Source organism: Nonomuraea sp. NPDC005692 (assembly GCF_040631115.1).
Lineage (GTDB): Bacteria > Actinomycetota > Actinomycetes > Streptosporangiales > Streptosporangiaceae > Nonomuraea.
In genome coordinates, this window is the sequence record NZ_JBEXYU010000009.1 from 217179 (window position 1) to 235700 (window position 18522).

The following is an 18522-nucleotide window of genomic DNA, read 5'->3' on the forward strand; positions in this document are numbered from 1 at the left end:
GACGTGCCCTCACCCGATCACGGTCGTGTCGGCAGGCGCAAGGTGAAGGTGGTGCGGACGCCCGGGGTGCTGGCGGCCGTGGCGGTGCCGCCGTGCGCCTCGGCCAGGTCGCGGACGATGGCGAGGCCGAGGCCGCTGCCGCCGGTGCGGCGGTTGCGGGACTTCTCCGCCCGCCAGAACCGGTCGAAGACGTGCGGAAGGTGCTCGGCGCGGATGCCGATCCCCGTGTCGGTCACCTCGATGACCACGTGGTCGCCGTCCTGGCGGGCGCCCAGCGTGACGTGCCCGCCGGTCGGCGTGTAGCGCAGGGAGTTGGTGACGAGGTTGCCGATGGCCTGGCGGAGCCGAACGGGGTCGGCGGTCAGGGTGGGGGCGCCGGTGATGCCGGTGGCCAGGGTGAGCCCGGCGGCCTCGGCGCGGCCTCGGTGGGCGGTGGCCACCTGGTCGAGGAGGTCGCCGAGGTGCACGGGTTCGAGGTGCAGGCGCAGCTTGCCCGCGTCGGCGAGGGCGAGGTCCTGGAGGTCGTCCACGATGTGCTGCAGCAGCAGGAGCTCCTCGACCAGGGAGGCGATCAGCGCTGGGTCCAGCTCGGCGACGCCGTCCTGTGCCGCCTCCAGCCAGCCTCGCAGGTTGCTCAGCGGGGTGCGCAACTCGTGGGAGACGTCGCTGACCATGGCCTTGCGCTGCTCCTCCATGCGCTGGAGGTGCTCGGACATCTCGTTGAACGCCGTGGCGAGCTCGCTGATCTCGCCGGTCGTCCTGACCTGGACGCGGGCGGAGCTGTCCCCGTCGCGCATCCGCCGGGCGGCGTGGGTCAGCGCGTTGACCGGGCCGACCAGGCGTCGGGCCGCCATGACGCTGACGCCGACGGTCAGCACGAGCACGAGGAGGGCGGCGCCGGCGATCGAGGGCAGCGGGATGCGCGGGCCGGTGGCCTCGGCGGGCGATCCGATGTACAGGTAGGCGGCGGGGGCGACGTAGGGATCGAGCTGTTCCTTGCGGGCGGTGACGATGCAGGAGGAGATCGTCTGGCCGGGTTCGGCGGCAGGCGCCGGCCGCTTCTCCTTGGAGATCCAGGTGAAGTCGAGGCCGACCGAGCCGCGTTCCGCGCCCTTGCCCTTCAGACATCTGCCGACCAGGAGGTTGAGCTGCTTCAACGCGGACTTCTCGGTGCGCGTCGGCGTGTTGAAGGTGACGGCGTCGCAGGGGGCCGTCACGGCCGGTGCCGGGCTCGGCTCCCGCGGGACGCCCTCGCCGGTCGTCGTCACGAAGGGCCTGCCGGTGTGGGAGACCGTCGTCCGTACGGCCTGACCGGTGCGTCTCATGCAGACGGCGTAGGCGTCGGCGGCCTTCCCCAGCCGGACACGATCACGGTCGGGCAGCAGGAAGGGGCCCACCGCGCGCGGATCGATGCGGTCCTCGGCCGCCCCCGGTACCAGCGTCACGTCCACGGCCAGCGGATCGACGACGGCCGACACCCTGGCGGGCAGCGGGGTCCCGGCGGCCGCCGAGTCCGCGATGAGGGCGCCCTTCTCGGTGGTCAGCGCGATGCGGCGGCTGTTGGCGGCGGCGAGGTCGCGCACGGTGGCGGCGACGCCGGACCAGTCGGGGTGGCGGGAGGCGTAACCGAGCAAGCTGTTGTTGATCTGGGCGTCGCTGGCCAGCGTCTGGCCCTGCTCGCGCTGGATCGCGCCGGAGGTGCTGTTGGCGGCCAGCCACGCCGTCGCCGTGATCGAGCAGACCGCCACGACGGCCGAGCTCGTGAGCAGCCTGACGAACAGCGACCTCATGCCTGGGTCAGCTTGTAGCCGACGCCGTACACGGTCAACAGCCGGGACGGGCGGCGCGGGTCGGGCTCGATCTTCTTGCGCAGGTTCATCACGTGCACGTCGACCGTGCGTTCGGTGATGAACCGGTCGAAGCCGTGGATGCGCTCCAGCAGCTGCTTCCTGGTGAACACCCGTTCCGGCTCGGCGGCCAGCGTCTCGATGATCCGGAACTCGGCGAGCGTGCAGTCGGCCGGCGTGCCCGCCACGGTGACGGTGTGCCTGACCGGGTCGACGACGAGGTCGCCCGCCCGGAACAGCCGGCCGGCCTCCGGCGACCTGCCCGTACGGCGCAGCAGCGTCCGCACGCGGGCCATCAGCTCGCGCGGGCTGTACGGCTTGGTCATGTAGTCGTCGGCGCCGAGGTCGAGCCCGAGCAGCAGGTCGTCCTCGGTGGACCTGGCCGTCAGCATCAGGATCGACAGGTCGGACTCGGCGCGCAGCACCCGGCAGACGTCCAGCCCGTCGACCTTCGGCATCATCACGTCGAGCAGCACGAGGCCGGGATCACCCTGCCGGGCCTCGTCGATCGCCGAACGTCCGTCGTGCACGACGCGGACCTCGTGGCCCTCCCGCTCCAGGTAGCGCCTGAGCAGTTCGGCCTGCTTGGGGTCGTCCTCGGCGACCAGCACGTACGCGCACATGGCCCGAGGTTATGCGCACTCCACGAGTGCATACGGGATCCGCATGACAGGCAAACAGGTTCCACACATTCTGCCGCCAGGCTGCGCCGGGTGAGAACCAACCTGCTTCGTACGGCCGCGGCGACGGCACTCGCCCTCCTGCTGGCGGGCTGCGCGGGCAGCGCAGACGGTGCCGTACGCCCCGACCCCGCGAACACCCCGGCGAACACCCCGGCGGGCGGCGCCAGATCGAAGATCGCGAGCGTCAAGGGGGCCCGGATCACGATCTACCGGGACAGACAGGGCGCGCCCCAGCGGACGATCACCAGTCCCAACGACTACGGCACGACGCGCGTCTTCCTGGTGGAACGCGACGAGGGCGACTGGCTCCAGGTGCTGCTGCCGATCCGGCCGAACGGCAGCAAGGGCTGGATCAAGGCCGCCGACGTGACGCTCGCCGAGACCTCCCACCGCGTGGAGATCGACCGCGGGGCGTTCCGCTTCACGGTCTACGACGGCGACCGGCCGGTCAGGACGGGCAAGGTCGCGACCGGCGAGGCCGGGACGCCGACGCCTCCGGGCCGCTACTTCTTCACCGAACTGGTGAAGCCCACCGGTGACGGCGGGGCCTACGGCCCCTACGCCTTCGGGCTGAGCGGCTTCTCACCGGTGCTGAAGAGCTTCGCCGGCGGCCCCGGCCAGCTGGCGATCCACGGGACGAACAAGCCTTCCGCCATCGGCACGCGGGCCAGCCACGGCTGCGTCCGGGTCGGCAACGACGACATCACCTGGATGGCGAAGAACCTGGCGATCGGCACTCCGGTCGTCGTCAAGGGCTGAGGCCCTGCTCGAAGGATGAGAGGAACCCTATGAAGATCAGGACCATACTCGTCGGCGCCGGCGCGGCGCTGGCCCTCGCGGCCGGCCTCGCCGGGTTCTCGGGGACGGCCTCGGCCGAGCCCAAGAAGCCCGCCGCAGTGCCAGCCGCAGTGCCAGCCGCAGTGCCCGCCGCAGTGCCCGCCGCAGTGCCCGCCGCGGTCCCCTCCGCGGCGCCCTCCCCGGTGCCCGCGGAAGGCCGGCCCACGGTCGAGCGGACGGCGGGCCCGAAGGAGCCGGTCGCCGTCAAGCCGCGCTACACCGGCTGATCACGGCACGTCGCCGCCGCGTGACGTCCCTCCTCTCCCGCCCGCCGGCCGCGTCAGCGGCCTGGCCATCGCGGGCGGGAGCAGGACCCGGACGCCGCGGCGCCACGTGCGGGCGGCGAGCGGGGCGGCCACGCCGTCCCCGACCACGCACGGCACGGCGTCCGTGACGCCGCCCCTCCCCCGCCGGGGCCCGACCCCGGCGGGGGCCTTCTTCTTCCGAGCCATCCTCTGCGCCAACGCCTGAGGACCGGGCCTTTCCCGTCGCGCTCCCGACGTCACCGTCCCGCGCCGGATGTGCTTGCCCGTCCGCGTTTTCTGTTGCGCTGAGTTGACGAGCGACTCCCCTACGTTCCGCCCTCTTTGCGCCTTTCGACCCCGTTTGCGAGACGGCCCCGGCGAAGAGGATCATTCAGTCTGGCGTTCCGGAGCAGTGGCGAGAAGGCCGCACTCCTCGCCCATGTCCGGAGCCCAGGGTTTGCCTGTCGCCGGCCCAGGAGGTTCGCGCGCTCCGGCCGACGCTGGGCACCGGGACGTCGCTGACCACCCGCCAAGCCGTCGCGCCGATCGGCCGACGACGCGCCCTCCTGCAAGCAAGATCATGGCAGGTTCCAAGTCAGCGGCAAGCCGGGTCGCCGATGCTGTTGTGCGGACGACTGTGGGCGAAAGGAGCACGTAACCGCAGAACACGACATGTGCCGCGAACGCCCCCCGCCACACCCGCCGACCGCGCGACACTGAACCGCCCGCACGACCCCGCACGACCCCACGCGCCCAGCGACGACCTCGCCCGGGCCCGCGTGCCGTCCCCGAGGAACGGGCCGTTCCCGACCGCCCACCCGGGCACGTTTGACCTTTGCTGGAAAGAGGACACATGAATACGGATGTGACGGGCGCGAACCGCCCTCCCACCGACTCGCCGGGACGCCTCCACGAGGCCCTGGAGGCGCAGTGCCGGCGGACGCCCGATCGCCTCGCCGTCGTCGCGGGCACGAGCCGGATGACCTACGCCGAACTCGACCGCAGGGCCAACGGGATCGCCAACGCCCTGGCCGCGCGGGGCGTGGGACGCGGCGACCTGGTGGGGATCTGCCTCGACCGCGACGAGTGGCTGGTGCCCGCGCTGATCGGGGTGCTCAAGGCGGGCGCGGCCTACGTGCCGCTGGACCCGGCCTATCCGGCGGAGCGCTTACGTTTCATGGCCGAGGACGCCGCCATGAAGGCGGTGGTCACCTCGGCGGCGCGGCGCGAGACCGCGGCGCCGACCGGCGCGGACACCGTGCTCGTCGACGACGTGACGCCCGCCGCGCACGGGCCCGAGGTGCCCGGCGAGCCGGGCGACGCCGCGTACCTGATCTACACCTCCGGCTCCACCGGCCGCCCCAAGGGCGTGGTCGTGGAGCACCGCAACACCCTGAACCTGGTGCGCTGGGAGGCGTCCGCCTACACCGCCGAGGAGCTGAGCGGCATGCTCGCCGGCTCCTCCATCTGCTTCGACGCCTCGATCACCCAGATCTTCACGCCGCTGTTCGCGGGCGGGACCGTGATCATGGCGGACAACGTGCTGGCGCTGCCGACGCTGCCGGCCCGCGACGAGGTGCGCACGGTCTTCGGAGTCCCGTCCGCGCTGTCGGTGCTGCTGCGCGAGCCGCTGCCGGACGGCGTGCGCATGGTGCTGTCCGGCGGCGAGCGGCTGACCGCCGCGCTGGTCGCGCGCGTGTACGCCAACCCGGGCGTGCGCCGGGTGCTCAACATGTACGGCCCCACCGAGTGCACCACCGGCTCCACCCTGTTCGAGGTGAGCCGCGACCACCGGGGCGACCCGCCGCTGGGCGGGCCGATGGCGGGCGCGCTGCTCAGCGTGCGCGACGCCGCCGGCAGCCCGGTCCCGGACGGGGAGGTCGGCGAGTTGTGGATCGGCGGCCCGAACGTGACCCGCGGCTACCTGGGCCACGACTCGCAGGCGTTCGGCACCGACCCGGACGGCACCCGCGTCTACCGCACCGGCGACCTGGTCCGACGGGTGGACGGCGAGCTGCGCTACGTGGGCCGCGCCGACGACCAGGTCAAGATCCGCGGCTACCGGGTGGAGCTGGGCGAGGTCGAGTCGGCGCTGGACCGCCATCCCGCGGTGCGCCGCGCCGTCGTCCTGGCGCACACCGACGACGACGGCATCGCCTACCTCGTCGCGCACGTGGCCGCCTCCGGCGTGACCGAGCCCGAGCTGCGCGACTGGCTGCGTGACCGGCTGCCCGACCACCTGGTCCCGGCCAGGATCGGCGTGACCGGCGACCTGCCGATCGCCCCCACCGGCAAGGTGGACCGCGCGGCCCTGCCCAAGCTGGGCGCCGCCCGGACGGGGAGCGCGGCGCCGGTCGCGCCCCGGACGGACGACGAGCGCCAGGTGGCCGAGGTGATCGCGGACGTGCTGGGCCTGCCGGAGGTGGGCGTGCACGACCGGTTCGCCGACCTGGGCGGGCACTCGCTGGCCGCCGCCCGGGTGGTGACCGAACTGTCCCGGCGGCTCGGGCACACCGTGCCCCTGGCGACGTTCCTGACCGAGCCGACCGCCGCCGGGCTGGCGGCGCGCCTGGGTGAGCCGGGATCGGCTCCCGTGCGGCGGACCGGCCGGACCCGGCACCCGCTCACCGCCGCGCAACGCGAGTTCTGGACGTTGCGCCAGCTCCACCCGCACAGCCCGGTCACCACCGTGTCGATCCGGCTGCGCGTGCGCGGCCTGAGCGGGAGCGCGCCGCTGCGCCGGGCGCTGGACGCGGTCCTGCGCCGGCACGAGGCCCTGCGCAGCACGATCTCCGCCGGCGAGGACGGCGTCCCGTACGCGGTCGTGCACCCGCCCGTCGCCGTCCCCCTGGCCGAGCATCCGGCGGGCGCGGACCCGGTGAAGGTGGCCCGGGCCGCGGTGGAGCACGTGTTCGACGTGACGACCGAGGTGCCGTTGCTGCGCGCGAGCCTGTGCCCCGTCGGAGAGGGCGTGGCCGAGCTGGTGCTCGTGACGGACCACATCGCCTTCGACGGCGGTTCGACCGGCGTGCTGATGGACGAGCTGGCCGCCGAGCTGGCGGGTGAGCCCGTGCCCGAGCCGGCGGTGCAGCTCGGCGACGTCGCGGTGCGCGAGCAGGAGGACCGGCCCGACCTCGCGCGGCTGCGGGAGTTCTGGCGCGGCGAGCTGGCGGGGGCGCCGGTGGCGGGACCGCCGCCCGGCGACCTGACGACGTGCCGGGTGATCAGGCCGCTGACCGAGGAGTTCACGGACGGCGTGGCCGCGCTGGCCCGCGCGTGCGGGGCGACCCCGTACGCGGTGTACCTGGCCGCGCTCGCCCTGGCCGCCGGGGAGCCGGACACCCTGGTCGGCATGGTCGCGGCACGGCGCGCCCGGCCGGAGCTGGCCCGGGCCGTCGGGCCGCTGATCGACACGGTGCCGGTACGGCTGCGGCCGGACGCCGCGCCGACCTTCCGCGACCTGGTCCGGCAGGCCGGGCAGGCCGCCACGCGGGCGCTGGTCCACCAGGAGGTCCCGCCCGCCGACGTGCCCCGCGCCCCGGTGCTGCTGGCGATGCAGCACGCCGAGGTGCCGGTGCGCGCCGGCTGCCTCGAACTGCTGACCGAGATCGGCCCGGGCGCGGCGGTGCACGAGTTCAGCGTGCTCGTCAACCGCACGGCCGCCGGCGCCGAGCTGCACCTGGAGTACGCGGTCGCGCTGCTCGGCCGGGAGGCGGCCGGGGCGTACCTGGACCGGCTGCTGTGGCTGCTGCGGCGCGTGGTGGCCGAGCCGGACCTGGCGATCGCCACGTTCGAGCCGGTCACCCCGGACGAGCGCGCCGCGTTGCTGGCCCGCGCGGCCGGACCGCGGCTGCCGGACGACCTGCCCCCGGTGCCGCTGTCGCTCGCGGCGAACGCGGGCGGCACGGCGGGCACGGCGGTGGTCGGCCCGGACGGCGCCGCCCTGACCCACGCCGAGCTGAACGACCGCGCCGACCGGATCGCGGCCGGGCTGCTGGCGCACGGGGTGTCGCGCGGCGACGTGGTCGGCGTCCACGTGCCGCGGGACGAGATGCTGGCCGCGGTGCTGCTGGGCGTGTGGCGGGCGGGGGCGGCGTACCTGCCGCTGGACCCGGAACACCCGGCCGGGCGGCTGCGCCTGCTGGCCGTGGACGCCGGCGCCCGCGTGGTCCTCACCCGCGGCGAGACGCCGCTGGAGACGGCATCCGACAACGACGGGCCGGTGACGCTCGACGCGGACCGGCTCGCGGCGGGCCCCCGCGCGGACCTGCCCGAGGTGCACGCCGCGGACCTGGCGTACGTCACCTACACCTCCGGCTCCACCGGCGCCCCCAAGGGGGTCGAGGTCACCCACGGCGCCCTGGCCGCCCTCGTGACCGGGATGATCTCGACGCTCCGCCTCGGCCCGGCCGACGTGCAGCCCGCGGTCGCGCCGCTGAGCTTCGACGCCTCGGCCTCCGAGCTGTGGAGCGTCCTGGCCGCCGGTGGCACGTCGGTGGTGGTGGACAGGGCCACGGCCACCGACGGGCACGCGCTGGCGGAGCTGATCACCACGAGCGCGGCCACGGTGATCGACTTGGTGCCGACCACGTACCGGATGCTGATCGCGGCCGGGTGGGCGGGTGACCCGGCGCTGCGCGCCGTCGCCGGCGGGGAGGCGCTGGACCCGGCGCTGGCCGAGCAGATCCTGCTGCGCGTCGGCGAGTTGTGGAACGCCTACGGGCCCACCGAGACCACCGTCACCTCGACGCTGCACCGGGTGCGCGCGCACGAGGGCGACCGGGTGCCGATCGGGTCGCCGATGCCGGGCGAGCGGGCGTACGTGGTCGACGCGCGGCTGCGGCTGGTGCCGCCGGGCGCGGTCGGCGAGCTGCTGCTGGGCGGCGCCGGGGTGGCCCGCGGCTACCGGGGCCGTCCTGACCTGACCGCGACCGCCTTCGTGGCCGACCCGTTCACGCCGGACGGCCGCTGCTACCGCACCGGTGACCTGGCCCGCTGGCGGCCGGACGGGACGCTGGAGTTCCACGGCCGCCGCGACCATCAGGTGAAGGTCCGCGGTTACCGGATCGAGCTGGGCGAGATCGAGGCCGTGCTGCGCGAGATCGCCGAGGCCGCGGTGACCGTGGCGGGCACGGACGCGCAGGCCCACCTGGTCGGCTACGTCGCGCCGGAGACGGCGGACCTGGCCGCGGTCGAGCGGCATGCCCGGTCCCGGCTGCCCGGCCACATGGTGCCGCGCCGCTGGGTCGCGCTGCCGGCCCTGCCCATGCTGCCCAGCGGCAAGGTCGACCGCCACGCGCTGCCCGAGCCGGACGCCGGCCCGGCCCCGGCCCGGGTCGAACCGGCCACCGAGGCCGAGCTCCTGGTGGCCGCCGTCTGGGCCGAGGTGCTCGAACGGCCCGAGGTCTGGGCCGGCGACGACTTCTTCGCCCTCGGCGGAGCCTCGTTCGCCGCGACCAGGGTGGCCGCCCGCCTGCGCGAGATGTTGCAGGTCACCGTGCCCGTGCGGCTGGTGTTCGACCGGCCGGTGCTGGCCGACTTCGCCGCCGCGCTGGAGGAACTGCTGGCCGCCGACCTGATGGAGGGGATCGAGGGATGACCGAGGTACGTGAGGACCGGATCGCCGAACTCGTCCGGTCCAGGCTCGCCGCCGCCCTGAAGCAGAAGGAGCAGGCCGCCGTCCCCCGGATCCCGGCGACCTCGGCCGCGGACATGCCGCTGTCGCCGGCTCAGGAGCGGCTGTGGTTCCTGGCCCAGCTGGAGCCCGGCACGCCCACCTACAACGTGCCGCTGACGCTGCGGCTGCGCGGCCCGGTGGACGTCGCCGCCCTCACCGGCGCGGTGGCGGACCTGGCGGAGCGGCACTGGATCCTGCGCGGCGTCATCGACGACGGACGCGTGCGGCCGGTCGCCGCCGTGCCGGTGCCGGTGGTCGACATGGCGGCCGCCGGCCCGGCGGAGCTGGAGCGGGAGCTGGCCGAACACGCCTGGCGGCCGTTCCGGCTGGACGCCGAGCCGCCCCTGCGGGCCACGGTGTTCCGGCTCGGCGACGAGGAGTGCGTGCTCGCGCTCACCCTGCACCACATCGCCACCGACGCCTGGTCGGAACGCGTGCTGCTGGACGATCTCGCCCACCTGTACGCCGCCCGCCTCGGCCTGGAGCCGCCCCCCGCTCCCCCCGCCCTGCAGTACGCGGACGTGGCCGCGTGGGAGGCCGGGCGGCCCGACGCCGACCTCGACTGGTGGGCCGGTCACCTGGCGGGCCTGCCGCCGGTGCTCGACCTGCCGCTCGCCCGCCCGCGCCCGGCCGTCCCCACCTGGGAGGGGGCGGCGGTCGCGGTGGAGGTGCCCGAGGCGCTGTCGGCGAAGGTGCGCGCGGTGGCCGGGACGTCGCCGTTCATGGTGTTCCTGGCCGGGCTGCAGGCGTTGCTGAGCCGCCTGTCCGGCGTCGACGACATCGCCGTCGGCGTGCCGCACGCGGGCCGCCACCATCCCGACGCCGAGCGGGTCGTCGGCTGTTTCATCAACACGCTGGTGGTGCGCGGCGACACCGCGGGCGACCCGACCGGCGCCGAGCTGCTGGCACGGGCGCGCACGGCGGCGCTGGACGCGTTCGCGCACGCCGGCACGCCGTTCGAGCGGGTCGTGGAGCGCCTGCAGCCGGAGCGGAACCTCGCGGTCACGCCGCTGTTCCAGGTGATGCTCAACGTCTACGACACCGGCGCGCCGCTGTCGCTGCCGGGGCTGGAGGTCGAGGCCGGGTCGCCGCCCGCGCCGACCGCCAAGTTCGACCTGAACCTGGAGCTGGGCGACGACGGCACCCGCTTCTCGGGCGAGTTACGCTTTCGCACGGACCTGTTCGACGAGGCCACCGTGCGCCGCCTCGCCGGCTGGTACCTGGAGCTGCTGGACGGCATGCTCACCGACCCCGGCGCGCCGGTGCGGCTGCCGGCCGGCGACGACCTGCGCGGCCGGGACGCCGACCTGCCCGTGGACGTGCCGCTGCACACGCTGGTCGAGCGGATGGCCGACACCCGGCCGGACGCGGTCGCGGTCGGCTCGCTCAGCTACGCGGAGCTGGACCGCCGCGCCAACCAGGTGGCCCACTGGCTGCTGGAGAGCGGGGTGCGGCCGCAGGAGCCGGTCGGCGTGCTGCTGGAGCGGCGGCCCGAGCTGGTGGTCGCCATGCTCGGCGTGCTCAAGGCGGGCGCCGCCTACCTGCCGCTCGACCCGGTCTACCCGGAGCGGCGCAACCAGGCGGTGGTGGCCGACGCCGGAGCGCGGATCGTGCTCACGGGTACCGAGCTCGCCGCCGCGGCGGAGGCGTCCGGCGAGCGTCCCGGTGTGGCGGTGCGGCCGGAGCACCTGGCGTACGTCATCTACACCTCGGGCTCGACCGGGCGGCCGAAGGGCGTCGCGGTCGAGCACCGGCACATCACGCACTATCTCGGCGCGGTGGCCGAGGTCGTCCCCGCGGGGATGACGTCGTTCGCGCTGGTCTCCACCGCCGCCGCCGACCTGGGCATGACGAACGTGTGGTGCGCGCTGACCACGGGCGCCACCCTGCACCTGATCGACCACGAGACGGCCACCGACCCGGCCGCGTTCGCCGCCCGCCTGTCGGCGCACCCGGTGGACGCGATCAAGATGGTGCCCAGCCAGCTCGAACTCCTCGGCACGGCCGCGCTGCCCGGCAAGCTGCTGATCCTGGCCGGCGAGGCGGTGCCGGCGGACCTGGTCGCGCGGGTCCGGGCGGCACGGCCGGACCTGGAGGTGCAGATCCACTACGGCCCCACCGAGACCACGGTGTCGGTGCTGGCCTGCGACGCGGGCGAGGCCCTGGCCGAGCTGGGACCGGGCCGGGCGCCGCTGGGCCGGCCGCTGGCCGACGTGGTGTGCCGGGTGGCCGACCCGTCCGGACGGGCGCTGCCGCCCGGCGTGCCCGGTGAGCTGTGGATCGGCGGGCCGAGCGTGGCCCGCGGCTACCTGGGCCGTCCCGACCTCACCGCGGAACGTTTCACCGGCGGCTGGTACCGCACCGGCGACCGGGTCCGGGTGACCGGGGACGGGCTGGTCGAGTTCCTGGGGCGGATCGACGACCAGGTGAAGGTGCGCGGCTTCCGCGTCGAGCTGGGCGAGGTCGCCGCGGCGTTGCGGGCCCTGCCGCAGGTCGCGGAGGCGTACGTGCAGCCGGTCGGCGACGGCCTGGAGCGCCGCCTGGCCGCCTGGGTGACGCCCGCGACGGTGGACGTCGCCCAGGTGCGGTCGGCGCTGCGCGAGCGGCTGCCCGACTACATGGTGCCGGCCGCGATCGGCGTGCTGGAGTCGTTGCCGCTGACCCCGAACGGCAAGGTGGACCGGGCGGCGCTGCCCGTGCCCGAGGCGGGGCCCGCGGTGCGGGTGCCGCTCGGGACACCCGCCGAGCGGCTGGTCGGCGAGGTCTGGGCCGACGTGCTCGAACTCGCGGAGGTGTGGGCGGACGACGACTTCTTCGCCCTCGGCGGGCACTCGTTCGCGGCGACCCGGGTGGCCGGGCGGCTGCGGGAGCGGCTGGGCGCGGCGGTGCCGGTGCGGCTGCTGTTCGAGCACCCGGTGCTGGCCGACCTGGCCGCCGCGCTCCCCCGTCCGGCCGCCGCCGCGCGCGTGCGGCGCGCGCCGGCGGACGGGCCGGTGCCGCTGTCCGGCGTGCAGGCCAGGCTGTGGTTCCTGGCGCAGCTCGAACCGGACAGCAGCGCCTACAACGTGCCGGTGGCGCTGCGGCTGCGCGGCCCGCTGCGCGCGGAGGCGCTCCTGGACGCGGTACGCGACCTGGCCGGACGGCACCACGTGCTGCGCGGCGTGGTCGACGACTCCGGCCTCGAGCCGGTCATGGTGGTGCGGGACGCCGCCGAGGTGCCCGTCTCCACCGCGCGCGTGGACCGGTCCGAGGTCGAGGACGTGCTGGCCGGGCACCTGGCGACGCCGTTCGCGCTGGACCGCGAGCCGCCGATGCGGGCGGTGCTGCTCACGGTCGGCGAACCTGGGGACGACGACGAGCACGTGCTCTCGCTCACCTTCCACCACATCGCCACCGACGCCTGGACGCGCGGGCTGCTGCTGTCGGAGCTGTCCGGCCTGTACGCCGCCCGCCTCGGCCTGCGCCCGCCGCTCGACCCGCCCCCGGCGCAGTACGCCGAGGTGTCGCCGGTCCCCGACCCGGCCGACCTGGACTGGTGGGCCGGGCACCTGGACGGCCTGCCGCCGGTGCTCGACCTGCCCACCGACCGGCCGCGCCCCGCGGTGCCCGACCCGGGCGGAGCCGCGCTCGACCTGGTACTCCCGGCGGAGCTGAGCGAGCGGGTCAGGGCGGTGGCCGCCGCCTACCGGTCCACGCCGTTCATCGTGCTGCTGGCCGGGTTGCAGGCGCTGCTGGCCCGGCTGTCGGCGAGCGCGGACATCGCGGTCGGCGTGCCGGTCTCCGGCCGCGACCACCCCGACACCGAAGGCGTGGTCGGCTGCTTCCTCAACACCGTGGTCGTGCGGACCGACGTGGGCGGCGACCCGACCGGGCGCGACCTGCTGGCCCGCGCGCGGGAGTCCGCCCTGGGCGCGCTCGCGCACGCGGGCACGCCGTTCGACCGGGTGGTGGACCGGCTGCGGCCGGAGCGGAACCTGGCGGCCACGCCGCTGTTCCAGGTGATGCTCAACTACGTCCCCGGTGTGGCCGGGGCGGAGCTGCCCGGCCTGGAGGCGTCCGAGATCCACCTGCCGGAGCTGACCACCAAGTTCGACCTGAGCTGGCACGTCGTGGACGACGGGCCGGGCGCGCCGCTGCGCGGCGGGCTCGCCTACCGGACGGACCTGTTCGAACCGGGCACCGCGGCCAAGCTGACCCGCTGGTACGCCGCCCTGCTCGACGGGCTGCTCGCCGACCTGGACGCGCCGGTGGGCGCGGTGCCGCTGGAGCCGGTGGCCGGCCCGGCGGTGGCCGGCGGACCGGCGCCCGAGCCGCCCGCCGGGGCGGTGCACCACCTGATCGAACGCTGGGTGGACGAGACTCCCGGCGCCCCGGCCGTGGTGGGCGCCGACCGTGCCCTGACCTACGCGGAGCTGGAGGCGGCCGCGAACCGGATCGCCCACTGGCTGCTGGCGGCAGGGGTGAGCGCCGACGAGCCGGTCGGCGTGCTGCTGGAGCCGGGCGCGGACCTGGCGTGCGCGTTGTTCGGCATCCAGAAGTCGGGCGGCGGCTACCTGCCGATGGACCCGGCGTACCCGGCGGCGCGGATCGCCGCGATGCTGGAGGCCGCCGGGGTGCGCGCCGTGGTGACGGTGAGCGAGTTCGCGCCCCTGATCGGGGACGGCAGGCAGGTGCTGGCGCTGGACCGGCCGCCGTCCCTGCCGGACACCCGGCCCCGGGTCGAGGTGCTGCCGGAGCACCTGCACCACGTGATCTTCACGTCGGGGTCCACCGGCACGCCCAAGGCGGTGGCCGCCGAGCACCGTGGCGTCCTGAACTACCTGGGCGGCATGCTGCCGCGCATCGGCGTGCCCGGCGGGTCGTTCGCGGTGGTCTCCACGCCCGCCGCCGACTTCGGCCTGACCTGCGTGTTCGGCGCGCTGACCACCGGCGGGACGGTGCACCTGGTGCCGCGCGAGACCGCGATGGACCCGGCCGCGTTCGCCGGTTACCTGGCCGAGCACCGGGTGGACGTCGTCAAGTGCGTCCCGAGCCACCTGGAGCTGCTGGCCTCGGGCGGCGACCTGGCCGCCGTGCTGCCGCGCGCGCTGCTGATCCTGGCGGGCGAGGCGTGCCCGTGGGACCTGGTGGAGCGGGCCCGCGCGGCGCGGCCCGCGCTCAGGATCCAGAGCCACTACGGCCACACCGAGTCCACGATGATCTGCCTGGTGTGCGACACCGAGGAGATCCCCGCCGACCGGCGGACCGGCATCGTGCCGCTGGGCCGTCCGCTGCCCGGCGTGTACGGGCACCTGGTGGACGCCGAGCTGCGGCCGGTGCCGCCCGGCGTGCCCGGCGAGCTGGTGGTCGGCGGCCCCGGGGTCACCCGCGGCTACATCGGCCGGCCCGAGCTGACCGCCGAGCGGTTCGTCCCCGACCCGCTGACCGGGCAGGGACGCTGCTACCGCAGCGGCGACCTGCTGCGCGTCACCTCCGACGGGCGGATCGAGTTCCGCGGCCGGGTGGACGACCAGGTCAAGGTCCGCGGCTACCGCGTGGAGCTGGGCGAGGTCACCACCGCGCTGCGGGCGCTGCCACAGGTCGCCGAGGCCGTGGTGCTGCCCGTCGGGGAGGGCAAGGCCAGGCAGCTCGCCGCGTGGGTGACGCCCGCGACCGTGGAGGCCGCGGCCGTGCGCTCGGCGCTGCGTGAGCGGCTGCCCGACTACATGGTCCCGGCGCACGTCGTGGCCCTCGACCGGCTTCCGCTGAACCCGAACGGGAAGATCGACCGGGCCGCCCTGCCCGAGCCGGTGGCCGAGCAGGCCGCGTACGCGGCGCCCTCGACGCCGAACGAGGAACTGGTCGCCGGGGCCTTCGCCCGGGTGCTCGGCGTGGAGCGGGTCGGGGCGGGCGACGACTTCTTCGCCCTCGGCGGCGACTCGTTCGCCGCGGTGCGCGCGGTCAAGGAGATCGGCCGCGGGCTGCGGGTGATCGACCTGTTCACCCGGCCCGCCGTGGCCGAGCTGGCCGCGTACCTGGGCCGCGAGGACGGCGGCGGGCTGCTGCACCGCCTGGGCGGCGGCCGGACCGCCGAGTTCACGCTGGTGTGCGTGCCGTACGGCGGCGGGTCGGCGGCGGTGTACCAGCCGCTGGCCCAGGCGCTGGGCGACCGGGTGGAGGTGCTCTCCGCCGAGCTGCCCGGCCACGACCCCGCCCGCCCCGACGAGCTGCCGCTGCCGCTGGAGGAGCTGGTGGACGTGCTGGCCGCCGAGGTGGCGGCGACCGCGTCCGGCCCGGTCGCGATCTACGGCCACTGCGTGGGCTCCGCGCCCGCCGTCGCGCTGGCGCGGAAGCTGGAGTCGGACGGCGTGCCCGTGCTGGGCGTGATCGCCGCCGCCAGCTTCCCGGCCGCACGGCTGCCCGGAATGGTCAGGCGGCTGTTCGGCGGCGACCGCTGGGTGTCCGACCGGATGTTCCGCGACGCGCTGCGCGCCTCCGGCGGGCTGCTCGACGACATGGACGAGGCCGCCAAGCGCACCGCCGTACGCGCCATGCGGCACGACGCCGACCAGGCGCAGGAGTGGTTCGGCCAGGAGCTGGCCGGCGACGGCACGCCGCTGCGCGCCCCGATCCTGAGCCTGGTCGGGGAACGCGACCGCGCCACCGAGCTGCACGAGGAGCGCTACACCGAGTGGGCGGCGTTCGCGCCGTGGGTGGAGCGGGCCGTGCTGCCCAGGGCCGGCCACTACTTCCTGCGCCACCAGGCCGAACCGCTGGCCGCCGTCGTGCTGGCGCACCTGACCCGCTGGGCGGCCGGAACGCTGCCCGACCCGGTGCGCCCACCCGAACGCACCAAGCTGGGGTCCTTCTACACCGTCGCGGGCGGGCAGATCGTCTCGGCGCTGGGCACGGCGCTGAGCTCGTTCGCGCTCGGCGTGTGGGCCTACCAGCGCAGCGGCGAGATCCTGGATCTGGCGCTGGTCACGATGCTGGCGCAGATCCCGGCCGTGCTGCTCACCCCGCTGGGCGGCGCGCTGGCCGACCGGGTGGACCGGCGCAAGATCATGCTGGCCTGCGACGCACTGTCCGGGCTGGCCATGGTGGCGCTGGTGCTGCTGCTGACCACCGATCGCCTGGAGTTCTGGAACGTCTGCCTCATCGTGGGCGTGACCTCGGTCGTGTCGGCGTTCCAGCAGCCCGCCTGGCTGGCGGCGATCGCGCAGCTGGTGCCCAAACCGTACCTGCCGCAGGCGAACGCGCTGGCCAACGTGGGCTTCGGCGCGGGCAACGTGGTCGCGCCACTCGCGGGCGGCGCGCTGATCGGCCTGTTCGGGCTGTCGGCGGTGGTGGCCGTGGACGTGGCCACGTTCGCGGTCGGCGTGCTGACGCTGGTGCTGGTGCGCTTCCCCGACCGGCTGTTCCACCGGCGCGAGGAGACGTTCATGGCGGCGCTCACCGGCGGGTGGCGCTTCCTGCGCCGGCGGCGTCCGCTGCTGGTGATGGCGCTCTACTTCGCCGTGGTGAACTTCTGCACCGCGCTGATGTGGGTGCTGGTCACCCCGGTCGTGCTGGCCATCGGCGACTCGGCGGACCTCGGCGCGGTGACCGCCGTCGGCGGCGTCGGCGCGGCCGTGGGCACCGGCGTGGTGCTGGTGTGGGGCGGCACCCGGCGGCGGGCCACCGGCATGATCGGCTTCGTCGTCGGGTCCGGGCTCGGCGTGGTGCTGATGGGCGTGTGGCCGGTCGTGTGGCTGGTCGCGGCCGGGTTGTTCGTCCGGCTGGCGTGCATGAGCATCGGCAACGCGCACTGGCTGTCGATCATCCAGGTCAAGGTGGGTCCGGAGCTGCAGGGACGGGTGCTCGCGGTGAACATCATGATCGCCACGGCCATGCAGCCGATCGGCTTCCTCTCCGCCGGCCCGCTGGCGGACTGGGCCGGACGGTTCGCCGGCGGGCCCGGCGGGGGCGCGGGGTTGGTGCTGCTCGCCAGCGGCGTGTTCCTGGTGCTGTGGGGGCTGCTGGGGCTGCGGCACCGGCCGCTGCATCACCTGGAGGACCTCGTCCCCGACGCCGCCCCGCCCTCGGAGGCCGCGGCCGACCTGGACGCCATCCAGGAAAGGGTGCTGAGCGCATGAACGAGAGCACTGAACTGATGGACGACGGCGCCGCGCGCAAGGACGGCGCCGGGCGCAAGGACGGCGGCGCTGGGCGCAAGGACGGCGGCGCTGGGCGCAAGGACGGCGGCGCTGGACATATGGACGGCGGCGCTGGGCGTCCGGGCGCGGCGGGGGTGGCGGGGGCGCGGCTTGTCACCGCCGCCGACGTCCGGGCGGCCGGTGAGCGCATCGCGCCGTACGTCCGGCGCACGCCGCTGCTGCGCCTGCCCGGCGAACGGCTCTGGGTCAAACCGGAGAACCGGCAGCCCACCCGTTCGTTCAAGGTACGCGGCGCGGCCAACGCCGTGGGCCGGCTGGCCGGGCGCGGCGTCCGGCACGTGGTCGCGCAGTCGTCGGGCAACCATGCCCAGGCCATCGCCTACACCGCCGCCGAACACGGGGTGCGGGCGACCGTCGTCCTGCCGGACACGGCGCCGGAGCTGAAGGTACGCGCCGCGCGCCGGCTCGGCGCCGAGGTGGTGATCGTCCCGCCCGCACTGCGGGAGGAGGCGTGCCTGGCGCTGGCCGACCGGTTCGGCGCGACGGTGATCGGCTCCGACGCGTTCGACGTCATCGCCGGGCACGGCAGCGCCGGGACCGAGATCTGCCTGGACCTGCCGGACGCGGGGGCCGTCCTGGTGCCCGTCTGCAACGGCGGGCTGCTGGCCGGGATCGCGGTGGCGGTCAAGGCCGCCGACCCGGCGATCCGGGTGATCGGCGTCGAGCCCGAGCTGGCCGCCGACGGGACGGCCAGCTTCCGCTCGGGCACGCGTACGGCGTGGCCGGTGGAGCTGACCTACCGCACCCGGGCCGACGGACTGCGCGCCCCGGTGCTGGGCGCCCTGGCCTGGGAGCACATCCACCGGTACGTGGACGACATGGTGACCGTGACCGAGGACGCCATCGACGCCGCCGCCGGCCTGCTCCAGCGGGAGCTGGGGGAACGCGCCGAACCCAGCGGCGCGGTGGCCACCGCCGCCTACCTCACCCACCAGGCGCACCTGCCGCCGGGGCCCGTCGTCGCGATCCTCTCCGGCGGCAACGTCGCGATCGGCACGGAGGCCGGTCAGGAGCCACTGGCACGCAGCACGTGATCAC

At 75.4% G+C, this 18522-nt stretch carries 8 protein-coding genes; 5 read left to right on the forward strand and 3 right to left on the reverse strand.

What is annotated here, in order from left to right; translation table 11 throughout:
- Positions 1–17 precede the first annotated feature (17 nt).
- A complete protein-coding gene (locus ABZ459_RS21385; protein ID WP_357972620.1) occupies positions 18–1790 on the reverse strand; it encodes an ATP-binding protein in 1773 nt (590 codons plus the stop codon).
- Positions 1787–2470: a response regulator transcription factor gene (locus ABZ459_RS21390; RefSeq protein WP_357972623.1), complete on the reverse strand. Its 684-nt coding sequence runs from the start codon at positions 2468–2470 to the stop codon at positions 1787–1789. The genes ABZ459_RS21385 and ABZ459_RS21390 overlap by 4 nt, the downstream gene beginning before the upstream one ends.
- A gap of 90 nt (positions 2471–2560) precedes the next feature.
- Between ABZ459_RS21390 and ABZ459_RS21395 the strand changes: the two genes are divergently transcribed.
- Together ABZ459_RS21395 and ABZ459_RS21400 are read left to right on the forward strand one after the other, a co-directional pair.
- The gene (locus ABZ459_RS21395) at positions 2561–3289 is read left to right on the forward strand and encodes a L,D-transpeptidase (protein ID WP_357972626.1); all 729 of its coding nucleotides are present in this window, start codon (positions 2561–2563) and stop codon (positions 3287–3289) included.
- 29 nt (positions 3290–3318) lie between these two features.
- Positions 3319–3594, forward strand: coding sequence for a hypothetical protein (locus ABZ459_RS21400; protein WP_357972629.1), 276 nt, complete (start codon positions 3319–3321; stop codon positions 3592–3594).
- Here ABZ459_RS21400 and ABZ459_RS21405 read toward each other — a convergent pair whose 3' ends face one another.
- Positions 3595–3819, reverse strand: a complete 225-nt coding sequence (locus ABZ459_RS21405; RefSeq protein ID WP_357972632.1) for a hypothetical protein — start codon at positions 3817–3819, stop codon at positions 3595–3597. It abuts the gene before it with no gap.
- A 646-nt stretch (positions 3820–4465) separates the two neighbouring features.
- Between ABZ459_RS21405 and ABZ459_RS21410 the strand changes: the two genes are divergently transcribed.
- Genes ABZ459_RS21410 through ABZ459_RS21420 form a run of 3 tightly spaced genes read left to right on the forward strand, consistent with a single transcriptional unit; the run spans position 4466 to position 18518 of the window.
- The gene (locus ABZ459_RS21410) at positions 4466–9211 is read left to right on the forward strand and encodes an amino acid adenylation domain-containing protein (protein ID WP_357972635.1); all 4746 of its coding nucleotides are present in this window, start codon (positions 4466–4468) and stop codon (positions 9209–9211) included.
- On the forward strand, positions 9208–17403 hold the full coding sequence (locus ABZ459_RS21415) for an amino acid adenylation domain-containing protein (RefSeq protein ID WP_357972638.1): 8196 nt from the start codon (positions 9208–9210) through the stop codon (positions 17401–17403). The genes ABZ459_RS21410 and ABZ459_RS21415 overlap by 4 nt, the downstream gene beginning before the upstream one ends.
- A complete protein-coding gene (locus tag ABZ459_RS21420) occupies positions 17400–18518 on the forward strand; it encodes a threonine/serine dehydratase (RefSeq protein ID WP_357972640.1) in 1119 nt (372 codons plus the stop codon). The genes ABZ459_RS21415 and ABZ459_RS21420 overlap by 4 nt, the downstream gene beginning before the upstream one ends.
- Positions 18519–18522 lie beyond the last annotated feature (4 nt).